The sequence below is a fragment of the Frateuria sp. GZRR33 genome, from assembly GCF_051900425.1.
Lineage (GTDB): Bacteria > Pseudomonadota > Gammaproteobacteria > Xanthomonadales > Rhodanobacteraceae > Frateuria_A.
Genome location: NZ_JBHZGK010000011.1, coordinates 42,925 through 56,432, shown reverse-complemented (window position 1 = coordinate 56,432; position 13,508 = coordinate 42,925). Strand labels below are relative to the sequence as shown.

General features: G+C 68.1%; 12 protein-coding genes. 7 read left to right on the top strand and 5 right to left on the bottom strand.

The window, feature by feature from the left end; translation table 11 throughout:
* Window positions 1-116: 116 nt before the first annotated feature.
* Window positions 117-2,336, bottom strand: coding sequence for a histidine kinase dimerization/phosphoacceptor domain -containing protein (locus ACFWZU_RS13650; RefSeq protein WP_439702092.1), 2,220 nt, complete (start codon window positions 2,334-2,336; stop codon window positions 117-119).
* A gap of 256 nt (window positions 2,337-2,592) precedes the next feature.
* Here ACFWZU_RS13650 and ACFWZU_RS13645 point away from each other — a divergent pair, with 256 nt between their 5' ends.
* Entirely contained in the window at window positions 2,593-3,414 is an 822-nt protein-coding gene (locus tag ACFWZU_RS13645; protein ID WP_439702091.1) for a Crp/Fnr family transcriptional regulator, read from the top strand.
* 435 nt (window positions 3,415-3,849) lie between these two features.
* Window positions 3,850-4,062 (top strand): hypothetical protein, encoded by a 213-nt coding sequence (locus tag ACFWZU_RS13640; protein ID WP_439702090.1) that lies wholly within the window; start codon window positions 3,850-3,852, stop codon window positions 4,060-4,062.
* Here the strand turns inward: ACFWZU_RS13640 and ACFWZU_RS13635 are convergent.
* The 3 genes from ACFWZU_RS13635 to ACFWZU_RS13625 all read right to left on the bottom strand — a co-directional run bounded on the left by ACFWZU_RS13635 (window position 4,040) and on the right by ACFWZU_RS13625 (window position 8,207).
* Window positions 4,040-5,242, bottom strand: coding sequence for a cation:proton antiporter (locus tag ACFWZU_RS13635; protein WP_439702089.1), 1,203 nt, complete (start codon window positions 5,240-5,242; stop codon window positions 4,040-4,042). The two genes, ACFWZU_RS13640 and ACFWZU_RS13635, sit on opposite strands and share 23 nt — an antisense overlap.
* An 86-nt stretch (window positions 5,243-5,328) precedes the next feature.
* The gene (gene nhaD, locus ACFWZU_RS13630) at window positions 5,329-6,711 is read right to left on the bottom strand and encodes a sodium:proton antiporter NhaD (protein WP_439702088.1); all 1,383 of its coding nucleotides are present in this window, start codon (window positions 6,709-6,711) and stop codon (window positions 5,329-5,331) included.
* A 50-nt stretch (window positions 6,712-6,761) separates the two neighbouring features.
* Window positions 6,762-8,207 carry an MFS transporter gene (locus ACFWZU_RS13625; RefSeq protein WP_439702087.1) on the bottom strand — a complete coding sequence of 482 codons (1,446 nt, stop codon included), beginning with the start codon at window positions 8,205-8,207 and terminating at the stop codon, window positions 6,762-6,764.
* Window positions 8,208-8,387: 180 nt separating this feature from the next.
* Between ACFWZU_RS13625 and rnk the strand changes: the two genes are divergently transcribed.
* On the top strand, window positions 8,388-8,795 hold the full coding sequence (rnk, locus tag ACFWZU_RS13620) for a nucleoside diphosphate kinase regulator (RefSeq protein WP_439702086.1): 408 nt from the start codon (window positions 8,388-8,390) through the stop codon (window positions 8,793-8,795).
* A 19-nt stretch (window positions 8,796-8,814) separates the two neighbouring features.
* On the opposite strand, the gene ACFWZU_RS13615 is transcribed toward rnk, so the two are convergent.
* Window positions 8,815-9,432 (bottom strand): phosphatase PAP2 family protein, encoded by a 618-nt coding sequence (locus tag ACFWZU_RS13615; protein ID WP_439702085.1) that lies wholly within the window; start codon window positions 9,430-9,432, stop codon window positions 8,815-8,817.
* A 116-nt stretch (window positions 9,433-9,548) separates the two neighbouring features.
* Here ACFWZU_RS13615 and ligA point away from each other — a divergent pair, with 116 nt between their 5' ends.
* From ligA to ACFWZU_RS13595, 4 genes are all read left to right on the top strand, one after another.
* The gene (ligA, locus tag ACFWZU_RS13610) at window positions 9,549-11,930 is read left to right on the top strand and encodes an NAD-dependent DNA ligase LigA (protein WP_439702084.1); all 2,382 of its coding nucleotides are present in this window, start codon (window positions 9,549-9,551) and stop codon (window positions 11,928-11,930) included.
* The gene (locus ACFWZU_RS13605; protein WP_439702083.1) at window positions 11,927-12,319 is read left to right on the top strand and encodes a VOC family protein; all 393 of its coding nucleotides are present in this window, start codon (window positions 11,927-11,929) and stop codon (window positions 12,317-12,319) included. The genes ligA and ACFWZU_RS13605 overlap by 4 nt, the downstream gene beginning before the upstream one ends.
* A complete protein-coding gene (gene epmA, locus ACFWZU_RS13600; RefSeq protein ID WP_439702082.1) occupies window positions 12,316-13,275 on the top strand; it encodes an EF-P lysine aminoacylase EpmA in 960 nt (319 codons plus the stop codon). The genes ACFWZU_RS13605 and epmA overlap by 4 nt, the downstream gene beginning before the upstream one ends.
* Before the next feature lie 65 nt (window positions 13,276-13,340).
* Window positions 13,341-13,505, top strand: coding sequence for a LiaI-LiaF-like domain-containing protein (locus ACFWZU_RS13595; protein ID WP_439702081.1), 165 nt, complete (start codon window positions 13,341-13,343; stop codon window positions 13,503-13,505).
* The last annotated feature ends 3 nt before the right edge of the window (window positions 13,506-13,508 follow it).

The following is a 13,508-nucleotide window of genomic DNA, read 5'->3' as shown; positions in this document are numbered from 1 at the left end:
GCCCCGCCGTCGAGAACTGTGCCCAGGCCGGTGGAGGATTCGTGATGGAGCAGCGGCGCGCATGTTAGCGGGTCGCCGTCCGTCGGGGTCGGACGGCGAGCGAAAAGGTATGTGCCTCACGCGGGGGTCTTGGGCGGCGTTACCGCAAGCGGTCTGGCGATGCGACTGTCGGTGGGAACGGTGATGGTCACGGTCGTGCCGTTCTCAGCGGTGGACGTTTCCAGGTGACCACCGAGTTGCGCGGTGAAAATGCGGATGAGCTTGGAGCCGAGTCCTCCGCCCTTGACCGGGCCATGCATGCCCAGGCCATGGTCTCGCACCATGACCCGCAGTCCCCCGTCGCCTGTGCGATCGGCACGTACTTCCACCGGCCCGGGAGCGCCTGCGTAGGCATATTTGGCCGCATTGGTCAGTAGTTCGGTGACCAGCAAGGCAAGGGTCACGGCGGTCTGGCTCGGGATAGCCGTATCGGTGGCCTCGACCGCCACCCGGCCGGACCAGCCATCGCCCCACGAAAACATGAGGTCGGCGCACAGCTCCCTGAGGTACGGCCCCAGCCGGACGTTCTGCGCATCGCTGGACCGCCACAGGTGCCGATGCACGGCGCTCACGGCCATCAGCCTGTTGACGGCCCCTTCGAACTGATTACGCACTTCGCGATCGCTGGTCTGACGCGCCTGCAGTTGCAGCATGGAATTGACGATCTGCAGGCTGTTCTGGACCCGGTGATGCACTTCCTGCATGAGCACGTTCTTTTCCGCGACCAGCGATTGCTGCTGAGCCAGCGTGTCCCGCAGCCGATCGTTCAATCGACGCAGGACCTGTTGCTGGAACAGCGCCGCCAGCGAGCGCCCCAGCTGCCGCGCGGCGTTGATTTCGGCACGGCTCCAGCGGCGGGCCGTCTGGTGGACGGTCTGCTGCCAGCTGTCGAAGGAGGACCGTGGGCAGAGCGCCGCTGGCCGGCTCTCGCCGTCGCTGTCGCATCCATCGTGAGGGGTGCCGGCCCAGGTGACGCGGGTGATTTCCTCGGCCCGGAACCACAGCAGAAGCGTGGGATCGGATTCGCCGACCGCGGTGGCCAGCACGCCGCTTGCTTGCGTTGCGTAGGGCGCTGCCGCGGCCAGCTCGCCGGCAAGATGGTGGGTGGCGAACACTTTCCGGTGCAGCGACTGCGCCAGCCAGGCGGCGAGTGCTGCCGTTTCTGCCGGGTCGGGGGTTTGTCCGTGCAGTTCGACGCGTCCGGGCGACACCAGTGCGACCCCGTTGCAAGGGACCATGCCTGCCACCCGCGCCAGGTCCAGCTCCAGCGGACGATCGGCATCCAGCGCCACGCGCAGATCGCCCAGCCACGCGGTCCGGAGGGCCCGCAGGCTGCTGCTCTGGCGACGGTGCCGGGCCTTTTCGCGGGCCTGGATCTGATGGGAGAACTCCCGCCCCAGTTGCCGACAGGCCTCGCGCACCTCGTAGGCCATATGCCTGGGCGCGCTGTGATGGCAGGCGACCAGTCCCCAGGGCTGGTTGTCCACCTCGATCGGAATGGACATCGACGAGGCCACGCCCATCGCCCGCAACCACTGCAGATGGATGGGCGAAACGCTGCGCAGGGAACAGTCGCTCATGTCGAGCGGCTCCGCGTTTGCCGAGCCCGCGGTTCGCAGGGGAGCAGGCACGTAGTGCGCGTCGGGGATGATCCTGACCTGGTTGCGCAGGTAGAACGCACGCGCCTGCCCTGGGGCGCCGCAACCCGGAAAGCGGTGGTTGAGAAGAGAGGGCAGGGCGTCGGCGCGGGCTTCCCCCACCACTTCCCCGGCTTCGTCGTCGAGAAGCCGGTAGACGAGGACGCGGTCGTAGCCGGTGAGCCGGCGTACTTCCGCCGCCATGGTGCCGAACAGCGCGTCGGCTTCTTTCGGCAGCTCGAGCGAGGCAATGGCGCGCGCCAGTTCCGAGATGCTCTGGGCAGACTCGGCCGGTGGCATGGCGGCGGGTTCGAATTCGATGATGGCGCCTTTGGATTTCGGATGGACGGTGATCTCCCAGGCGCCGGCTCCCGGTGGCTGGGGATGCCACTGGGCGACGTAGCCCGGCATCGGAGGGTCGAGCTCTTCCATCAACAGTGCGAGCGCGCGCCCCTTGCTGTCGACCAGCGCATCGATGGGCTTGCCGAGCAAGTCTTCGGGTACCAGGCCGATGGCCCGACACGTGTCTCCCGCGAGCTGAGTGACGACGCCCCGGCCATCAAGCGACAGCAAGGCGCCGTGAGGCTGTATCGCGGCCGGAAGATGAAACGGCTCCGGTTCGCACCCGCTGGCATGATGTACGTCGGGGGAAAACCCCATGGGCTCGGCCTGTGAGACCGCTTGGCGCTTGCGGTGTGGGTTGCGGGCGTACGCTTCGCCTGGTGCTTTCTACGACGGGCGTGGCGAGGAATGTGCCCCCGACTGTAGGCGAGTTTCCGCGCGAAGTATGTTCAATTGTGGACAGTGCCCTGACGGTGCGCTCACGCCGTGGTGACGTGTATCATCTTGAAATAACGTCATAAATCCGTGGGCAACGGTTTCCGCCGTGTGCTTTGTCACGGCGTCAGGGGTCTGCATGGCCAGCCAGCACGAGCGCGCGCAATCATCGGGCGAGTTGAGCGAGATCGCGCCGCCCAACAACCTGTTGCGGGCGCTGCACCAGGATGATCTGGTCCTGCTTCAACCTCATCTGGAAGCCCAGCGGGTCGAGGCGGGCCAGGTGCTCTACGAGCCCGGGGACCAGGTGCGGCATGTGTATTTCCCCTGCGGCCCGACCCTGATTTCCTTCGTGGTGCTGCTCGAAGACGGGCGCGGCATCGAAACGGCGCTCGTGGGTCGCGAAGGCGCGGTCGGCGGCATCGTCAGCCAGGGGCGGCTGCCGTCGTATTCGCGAGCCGTGGTGCAGTTTCCCGGGCCGGTGCTACGGATGGGCGCGCTGGAACTGGAACAGGCCAAGATGCAGTCGCCGACCCTGCGCAACCTTTTCGCACGTTATGCCGACTGCCTGATGGCGCAGGTGTTCCAGTCCGTCGCCTGCAATGCGGCGCACTCCATCGAGCAGCGGACCGCCAAGTGGCTGATCGCGGCCCTCGATCGCACGGGTGACCATGACGTGCCGCTGACCCAGGAGCAACTGGCTTCCATGCTCGGCGTCGGGCGCAGCTACATCAGTCGCGTCATCAAGCAGCTCAAGGACCGTGGCATCCTGGAAACCCGCCGCGGCGGCGTGCGCGTGACCGCGGCAGGCGGGCTGGATCGCGTCGCCTGTGGCTGCAACCAGGCGGTACGGTCGCATTTCGAGGAAGTGCTGCGAGGCGTCTATCCCGGGGAAGAGGAAAGTGCTGCGATCAAGGCGGAAGCCGGCGATCGGCAACCGGGGTCACGCATGGCTGGCTGACGGCCGCGGCGAGGTGCTGCGCTCGCGCGCCGGCAGGCGTTGGCAATCGCCCCTGTCATCGCCGGGAAAGAAACAGCAGGCAAGCTGCCGCGCTTTCGGACCGGGCCCGGCACATGCACATCGACGAATGGTTCGACCTTGCCGGCTTGCTGGCAACGCTTGTCCTGGTCGCACTGGTACTTGGCTGGCTCGCGTGCTCGGTCGCCGCCCCTCTGGCGTGATGGTGGCGCGGGGTGACCCGGCAGCTGTCTGCGCTCACGCCAGGATCAGAATTCCCCTACGGCGGCCGGCTCGGCGGCCGCTCATACTTCGCGCCGATCGGACCCGGCGGATGCCGACCAGGTGTCAGGGGTCACCGACAAGCCGTCCGGCCGCAGGAGCGACCGCCTGTCACAAATGCCGCGTAGCATGGGCGTCCCGCGGGCCGCCCGGTGTATGACCATGGTCCTTGACGAGAAGATCCAGGCAAGGTTGGCCGAAGCCCATCGGTTGCTGGTGCTGGAGATCGAGCATCGCGACCGCGTGCGCGCCGAGCGCCTGGACGACTCCGACGCGGAGAAGGCGGTGCGGCTGCGGCAGGCCTGCATCGAGCGCATGCAGCGGGTGCTTGCCCGGCATCATCCGGTCATCCGCCTGCGCCCGGGTTGAGCTTCGGATCGGCCGGATAGCGCTTGAGCAACCACGCCAGCACCGGCGGCGTGACCATCGCGGTTAGAAGCGACATCGCCACGATGATCGCGTAGATGCGGTCGCTGAAGACGCCGGCTGCCAGGCCCAGGCTCGCCACCACCACGCCGACCTCGCCCCGGGGCACCATCCCGAAACCGACGATGGTCGCGGCGCTGCGCCCGAGCGACAGCGACCCGAGCCAGCCTCCGGCAAGCTTGGAGACCACCGCGATCAGGGTGACGATCGCCAGCGTCCCCACCGCATCGGGGCTGGCCAGCTGGGCCAGGTCGATCTTGCTGCCGGTGACGACGAAGAAGAAGGGCGTCAGCAGGGCCAGCAGCGGCTGGGTCTGCTTTTCGAGCGTGTGCTGCTGGCGCGTTTCCGAGGCGATCATGCCGGCCAGGAACGCGCCGATGATCGCGGCCAGGCCCAGCAGGGTGGACAACCACGCCAGCCCGAGGCAGATCGCGAGCACGATGGCCAGGGGCGAGTGGGCACTGTGCGGTTTTTCCAGCCAAGCCGAATTCCATCGCATCACCCGCGCGCCACCCAGCCCGACCAGAACGACGAAGCCGATCGCGCTGCCCAGGACGGCCAGCAGCTTCACCGGTTCGAAGCCTCCGCCCCCCTGCAGCGACACCACGACGCCGAGCAACAGCATGGCAAGGATGTCGTCGATCACCGCGGCGCCCAGGATCACCTTGCTCTCCACCCGTTGCAGCGCCCCCAGCTCCTGCAGCACGCGCGCGGTGATGCCCGCGGACGTTGCGACGAAGGCAGCGGCGATGAACAGCGACTTGCCCCAGTCAAAGCCACTGCCGTGTGCCCATACGCCGCCCATGCCGAAGGGAATCAGCACGCCCAGCACGCCCACCAGGAAGGCGATCTTGCCGACCCGCTTCAGGTCCTCCAGCCGCGTTTCCAGTCCAACGGAGAACAACAGGAGCACGACACCGATCTCCGCCAGCACGTCCAGCGGCGTGCCCGGCATGACCTGATCGGGACTGATCCACCCGAGCAGGGAAGGGCCGATCACGCAACCGGCCGCGATCTCGCCTACCACGCCCGGCAGCTTCAGGCGTTGGGCGATCTCGGCGCCGATCTGGGCGGCAACGAAGACCAGGAAAAGGGTGAGCAGGATGTCGCTGGCGTGGTGCATGGTGTTCCTTGGTGACGCGGATCATGTGCGCGCAGGTGGCGACCGGAACAACACGGGCGCGCACAAGTGTGCCCCCTGCAAACCTGCTACGCGCCGTTGAGGGCCAGGTGCAGGGCGATGCTCGCTGCATAGCCGAGTGCGATGGCCCAACTCCAGCGCAGATGGCTCATGAACGTGTAGCGGCCACCGGATGCTCCCATGAGCGCCACGCCCGCGGCCGAGCCAACCGAGAGCAGGCTGCCGCCCACGCCGGCGGTGAGGGTGATCAGCAGCCACTGTGCCTCGTCCATCGGCGGGTTCATCTGCAGCACGGCGTACATGATCGGGATGTTGTCGATCACCGCCGAAAGCACACCCATGGCGGTGTTGGCCAGGGTCGCGCCGAACGTGCCGTAGAGCGTGTGGGACGCCAGCTCCAGGTAGCCCAGCGCCGCCAGCCCGCCGACGCAGCCGAATACGCCGTAGAAGAACAGCAGCGTGTCCCATTCGGCGTTGGCGATGATCCGGAAGATCGAGTAGGGCTCCTCGTCCATGCCTTGCGCCAGGGCATAGCGGCGCTGGCTGCGGTCGATGCGCGAGGCCAGCAGGTTGAGCAGGGCCAGTCCGGTGAGCATGCCGTAGGCGGCGGGCATGCCAAGCCATTGCTTGCCCAGGACGGTGATCGCGATGGTCAGCGCGAAGGTCAGGCAGATGCCGATGCCGCCGGGCTTGAGGCGCACGTTCCCCGGCACGGACTCGGGCAAGCCCCTCGGCAGCGCGAAATGCATCGCGACGGCCGGAACCAGCCAGTTGGCCAGCGCGGGAAGGAACAGCCGGAAGAAGTCGAAGAACTCCGCCTTGTGTGCCTGCCACACCATCAGCGTGGTGATATCGCCGAACGCGCTCCACGCGCCACCGGCGTTGGCGGCGACCACCAGGTTGATCAGCGAGAGCGTGGCGAAGCGAACCTGCCCACCGCCGACCGCCAGCACCACCGCCGACATCACCAGCGCGGTAGTGAGGTTGTCCAGCACCGGCGAGAGGAAGAAGGCGATGGTGCCGGTGATCCAGAACAGCGCGCGGTAACCCAGTCGCCGGCGCGTCAGTTGCGCGCGCAACGCTTCGAACACGTTGCGCTCGCCCATGGCGGCGACGTAGGTCATCGCCACCACGAGGAAAAAGAAGATCTCCGCGTACTCCAGGAACATCGCCTGGAACGCGTTGCGTGCGGCGCCCGAGCCGCCGCTGGCATCGCGCGTCTGCCAGGCGATCAGGCCCCAGATCAGCGCGGCGGCGAGCATCACCGGCTTGGACTTGGCGATCCGGATGCGCTCCTCCAGCACCACCGCCACATAGGCGAGCACGAACAGCGCCAGCGCGAGCCAGCCGGCAGGATGGCCGGTCAGGTGGAAGTTCGCGCCCGCGTCGGCAGCGAGGGCCGGACCCGGGAGACCGCCAGCCAGGGTGGCGAGGAGCAACATGGACCGCATGGAGGGCTTCCTGGAAAACGCCCGCCAAGCCTATCAGGCGCGCGCCGTCCTCAGGCCGGCACTTCCCTGCGCGCCGGACGGTCGGCGCTGAGCCGCCCGAACACACGGCTGGCCGATGCGGTGACCACCGCCAGGATCAGCACCGTCCAGCGGAACGCGGCGACGTAATCCGAATGCGCGTGGCCTTGCAGCAGCCACTCCATCAGCAGCGTGGCGAGCGCGATACCGAAGCTCATCGACAGGTACTGCGCCGTGGAAGCCATCGACGAGGCCATCGAGGCGTGCCTGATGTCCAGGTCGTGGTAGATCAGCGTGTTCATCGCGGTGTATTGCATGCCGGCGAAACCGCCGTACAGGAGCACCATCGGTGCGATCACCCAGATCGGCGTGGTGCGGCCGAACAACGCGAACGAGGCAAGCAGCACCGCCACGATCAGGGTGTTGCCCAGCAGCAGGCGACGGTATCCGAGCCTGGCCAGCGCGCGGTTGACGATCCACTTGGCACTGATCGAACCGAGCGCCTGCGGCACCATCATCAGGCCCGCCATCAGTGCCGACCAGCCGCAGCCGACCTGCAGGAACAGCACCAGCAGCAGGAACATGCCGGAGATGCCCAGCCGGGTGAACAGGTTGCCGGCCAGCGCCACCCACACGCTGCGCACCTTCAGCAGCGAGAGGTCGGCCACCGGGAACGCGGTGCGCCGGCTGTGCCAGACATAGATGACGCCGGTCAGCAGCGCCAGCGCCGTGCACTCGCCGATGCGCGACCACGCCACGTGCTCGGCGCCGACCAGCTCGGAGGCGGTCAGCAACAGCGCCGAAGCGGCGGCGAACAGCAGGAAGCCCGGCAGGTCGAAGCGGTTGGCGTGCTGCATGCGGTACTCGGGCATGTCCTGCTTGTTCATCCACAGCCCGCAGATGCCGACCGGCACGTTGATCAGGAAGATCAGCCGCCACGACGTGAACTCGACCAGCGCACCGCCCAGCAGCGGCCCCAGCACCGAGCCGAGCAGGCCGAAGGTAGCCACCGTACTCATCACCGCCACGAACTCCCGCCTGGCGATGCTGCGCACCAGCACGTAGCGGCCGACCGGCATCAGTGCCGCGCCGCCGACGCCCTGCATCACGCGCGCGGCCACCAGCTGGGGCAACGTCTGGGAAACGCCGCAGAACAGCGACCCCACGCCAAACACCGCGATCGCGGCGCCGAACACCTTGCGGGTGCCGAAGCGGTCACACAGCCAGGGACTGGCCGGGATCAGGATCGCCAGCGTCAGGACGTAGCTGGTGAGCGCGCTGCGCATGCCCAGCGGCGTGACGCCGAGTGCCTCGGCCATGGCGGGCACTGCGGTGTTGACGATGGTCGAATCCAGCGCCTGCATGAAGAACGCCGCCGAAACCAGCCAGATCAGGCCGCGATAGCGCTCGCGCGAGGACGCCTCGACCGGCTCGCCCGCGTGCAGGGGAGGGGCGGGCGTGACGGCGTCGTTCGGCATGGGGGCGCATGATACGGGCCCGGGTGCATTCGGTGCATGCATCATCGCCGGTCCGTGGCGGGCTTGCGTTTTTGCGCCGGCGTCACCAGATTCCGGGGAGAAGCCCGCGCTTTTTGCGCAGCACCTTTTCGCCTGTCCCGACCTGCCGGCACGTCGCCGGTTTTTTCCGTGGAGAACCCCATGAGCCGGCCCGCCATCGTCCTTTCCCGTCTGGATGTCGAACGCATCGAGAACATGCTCGATCGGCTGCCGGCCGGTGAAGCACAGCAACACGCGTCGCTGCGTGCGGAACTGGATCGGGCGGAAGTACGGGAACCGGGCGACATGCCGGCCGACGTGGTCACGATGAATTCCACGGTGACCTTCAGCGAGGAAGGGACCGGCGAGCGCATCACGATGTCGCTGGTGTATCCGGGCGCGGCCGGCAAGCCCGGCACCGTGTCTGTCCTCGCTCCCGTGGGCAGCGCGCTGCTGGGACTGGCGCGCGGCCAGGAGATCGACTGGCCGATGCCCGGCGGCCGGCCACGGCACCTGCGCGTCATGGAGATCGACTACCAGCCGGAGGCTTCCGGGCACCTTCATCGCTGAGGGCCGGCGCAGGTCCCGCCTACGGTTTGAAGTGGTGCACGTAGCCTACGCTGAACCCGCCCGGTAGCCAGCCGACGATCAGCGGCGAATCGCGCCGACTGGCCCACAGGCCGACGCCGGTACCGACCAGCGCGCCAACCAGCACGTCGCTCTGCCAGTGGGCATGGACTTTCATGCGCGCCACGGCGTCATAGGCGGGCAGCAGGGCCAGCGCATAGACGGCCGGGTGCTCGTCGCCGTAATTGGCGATGAAGGGCGTGACGGCGGCGGAAAGCGCGGCGACCTCGCCGCTGGGAAAGCTCTGGCCGTGCGTGAAGAAGCGGTTCGGGTCGTCCGTCTGCGAGGGGCGCTCGCGGCGGAAGGTGTACTTCAGCGCCTGGGTGCCCACGCCGGTGATGACCATGGCATCGACCGACCGCCAGAAGGTGTCGCCCAGCTTGTTGTCGTCGCCGAAGGCGATGGCGCCGGCGCCGACCGTGACGATGCTGCCGTACAGCAGGACCTTCTGGTTGCTGCGCTTCCAGATGCCGGCGTTGTCGTAGTGCAGCCGGTGGTCGATACCGAGCGGCCCGCCGTTGGCGACGGCGGTGCCGCAGACCAGGAAAAGCAGGCAGGCAAACCATCGGAACGGGCGCATGAGCTTTTCTCCCGCGGCGGTTCTGGGCCGTCGGCACCGGCACGCTAGCGCGGTGTCCTTTCGGCTTCCTTAGCGGCGACGTGCCGCGTCGATGGGCCTGTCGCTACACTCCCGCCATGCATCCGAACACTTCCGACTGGCAGGCCCGGGCCGCCGAACTGCGCGAGCGGATCGAGCAGGCGAACTACCGCTACCACGTCCTCGACGACGCCGACATCACCGACGCCGAGTACGACCGCCTGATGCGCGAACTGGAGGCGCTGGAGGCCGCCCATCCGGAGCTGGTCACGGCCGATTCGCCCACCCGCCGTGTGGGCGCCCGCGCGCGTGGCGGCTTCGCCGAGGTGCGCCACGCCTTGCCGATGTTGTCGCTCGGCAACGCCTTCGAGCAGGAAGGCGACAGCGAGCGCGAGCGTTTCCGCGAAATTGTCGAGTTCGAACGGCGCGTCGAGCAGGCGCTGGATCGGCGCGAACCGGTGTTCTCGGTCGAACCGAAGCTGGATGGTCTGGCGATCAGCCTGCGCTACGAGCAGGGCGTGTTCGTCCAGGGTGCCACGCGTGGCGACGGCGAAACCGGCGAGGACGTCACGGCGAACCTGCGCACCGTGCGGGCGATCCCGCTGAGGTTGCGCGGCACCGGCTGGCCGCGGGTGCTGGAGGTGCGCGGCGAAGTAATCATGCTGCACAAGGATTTCGAGGCCTTCAACGCGTACGCCCGCACGCACGGCGAAAGACCGCTGGCCAACCCGCGCAACGGCGCGGCGGGTTCGCTGCGCCAGCTGGACGCGGCGATCACCGCGAAACGCCGGTTGAGCTTCTTCGCCTACGCGGTCGGCGTGGTCGAAGGCGGCGAGCTGCCGGCCACCCATTCGCAGACGCTGGCGCGACTGCGCGAATGGGGCTTCCCGGTCTCGCCGGAGGCGGACGTGGCGCGCGGGTTCGATGGGCTCATCGCCTACTACCAGCGCATCGGCGCAAAGCGCGCCGAACTGCCGTACGACATCGACGGCGTGGTCTACAAGCTCGACGATTACGCGGGCCAGCGCGAGATGGGGTTCGTCTCGCGCGCGCCGCGCTGGGCCATTGCGCACAAGTTCCCGGCGCAGGAGCAGAGCACCGAGGTCGAGGCGATCGAGATCCAGATCGGCCGAACCGGCGCGGCGACGCCGGTCGCGCGCCTCAGGCCCGTGCAGGTGGCGGGCGTCACCGTCACCAACGCGACCCTGCACAACGCCGACCAGATCGCGCGGCTGGACGTACGCGTGGGCGACACGGTGATCGTGCGCCGCGCCGGCGACGTGATCCCCGAGGTCGTGCGCGTGCAGACCGAACGCCGCCCGGCCGGCACCCACCCCTGGACGATGCCGGCGCACTGCCCGGTATGCGGCTCGGCGTTGATGCGCGAGGAAGGGGAGGCCGCCTGGCGTTGCAGTGGCGGGCTGGTCTGCCCGGCGCAGCGCAAGGAGGCCCTGATCCACTTTGCCTCGCGCCGCGCGATGGACATCGAAGGCCTGGGAACCCGCTTCGTCGATGCACTGGTCGAACTGGACATGGTGCGCACGCCGGCCGACCTGTACCAGCTCACGGTCGAGCGCTTCGTCGCCATGAAGCAGGCGATCGACGAGCGCGAGGGCACCACGCCGGAGACGGTCAAGGCCGGCAAGATCGCCACCAAGTGGGCCGAGAACCTGGTCGAGGGCATCGACGCCAGCCGGCGCACCACGCTGCCACGGTTCCTGTTCGCGCTGGGCATCATGCACATCGGCGAAAGCACGGCGCGCACGCTGGCGACCTGGCTGGGCAGCCTGGAGAGGGTCCGCAGCATGCCGGCCGCCGTGCTGCGCGTGCTGCCGGACATCGGCGAGGAAGTGGCCGCTTCGATTGCCGGGTTTTTCGCGCAGGAAGGCAACCAGCGGGTGGTCGACGCGCTGCTGGCCGCCGGCATCACCTTCAGTGACGAGGCGGCCCCCTCGCCGCGCCTGCGCGAAAGGCTGGGACTGGCCGCGCTGCTCGATCACGCGAAGGTGTCCAAGCTTGGACCGAAGAGCACGCAACTGCTGGTCGAGCACTTCCCAACCCTCGAGCGCCTGCTCGCGGCCGGGGAAGCGCAATGGATCACCCACGGCCTGCCGCAGGCTGCCGCCACGAACCTGGCGGCTTTCCTGGCTGACCAAACCCACCTGGCGCTGCTGCGCGAAGCCGAGGCCGCCATCCAGCGGCTGCTGGCCGCCGTGCCACAGTCCCGGGGTACCGCCGCACCGCTGGAAGGCCAGACCGTCGTGCTCACCGGTACGCTCCCGACCCTGAGCCGTGACGAGGCCAAGCAGCGGCTGGAGGCGCTGGGCGCCAAGGTGGCCGGTTCCGTCTCGAAGAAAACCTCGTTCGTGGTGGCCGGCGAGGCGGCCGGTTCCAAGCTCGACAAGGCGCAGGAGCTCGGCGTGCCGGTATGGGACGAGGCGCAACTGCTGGCGATGCTGGCCGGGCACGACACGCCATGAAGGGCCCGGTGATGCGCGTTGCTCGGGCGTGCCGGGACATCGACGCCATCGGCGCGCAGTACGTCGGCGGCCTCGGCCTCGAAGTGCTTTCGACCTTTCGTGGCCACGACGGTTTCGACGGCGTGATCCTCGGACATCCGAAGGGGGCCTACCACCTGGAGTTCATCCACGATCACGGGGCACCGCCTGCACCGTCGCCGCCCGAGGAGCAACTGCTGGTCTTCTATCTGGAGGACGAGGAAGGCTGGGCCGCCCGCTGCCGAGCGATGCTCGCGGCAGGCTTTACCGTCGTGCAGAACGCCAATCCGTTCTGGGAGAGGAACGGGCGTACGTTCGCTGACGCGGAAGGCGGTCGCGTGGTGCTGCATCGAGGCGGCTGGCCCCGATGAATACCTGCCCGCCACAAGCGGCCTTGCGCCTGCGTGCCGAACTTTACCGGCTGCTGAGAACCTTCTTCTTCGAACGCGGCGTACTGGAGGTGGAGACGCCCATCCTGTCGGCGGCCGGCAATACCGAACCGAACATCCAGAGCTTCACCACGACCTTTCGTGGCCACGTCGATGCCGGCACGCCCGAGCGTTGGTTGCGCACGTCCCCCGAGTACCCCTTGAAGCGTCTGCTCGCTGCCGGCGTGGGCGATTGCTACGAGCTGGGCCGGGTTTTCCGCAACGGCGAGGCGGGTGGGCGGCACAATCCCGAGTTCACCATGCTGGAGTGGTACCGGGTCGGCTGGGACCACGGGCGCCTGGCAAGGGAGGTGGAGGACCTGGTACAGGCGGCGCTCGCCCTCGTCGGGCGCCGCGCCGAAGTGCGGGTGTGCAGCTATCGGGAGCTGTTCCTGGACAAGCTGGGTCTGGACCCGCTCACTGCAGCGCTCGACGCACTTCGGCAGGCGCTGGGCGAATCCTCCGTCGACCCGGAAGGACTGACGCGCGACGACTGGCTGGACCTGCTCATCACGCACCGCCTGCAGCCGGATTTTCCGCGCGATCGCATCACGGTCATCCACGACTACCCGGCGAGCCAGTGCGCGCTGGCCCGGATCCGCCACGACGATCCGCCGGTGGCCGAGCGCTTCGAGCTCTACCTCGGTCCCCATGAGCTGGCCAACGGCTATCACGAACTCAATGACGCGGCCGAACAGCGTGCCCGCTTCGAACGCGACAACGTCGTGCGCCGCGCCCGCGGACTGCGCGAGGTGCCGATGGACGCGAACCTTCTGGCGGTACTCGACGCGATGCCCGACTGCGCCGGTGTGGCGCTGGGCGTCGAACGGCTGCTGATGTGCCTGGCCGGTACCGATACGATTGCCGACGTGCTGGCCTTTCCGTTCGCCCAGGCTTGAACAGCACGTTGACGGGCGCCGGCGGCATGCGCACAGTGGCCGCTTCCTTTCCTGCGAGAAAACCGATGCGCCCCAGCGTGCCCGGCATCCTGCTCATCGTCATCGGCCTGCTTTTCCTGTTGCGCAACCTGGGCTTCGACCTGCACCTGGGTGAGCTGTTCGCCACCTGGTGGCCGCTGGCGCTGGTGGCGCTCGGGGTCGGCATGATGTTCAAGAACCGCCGCGCCTGACAC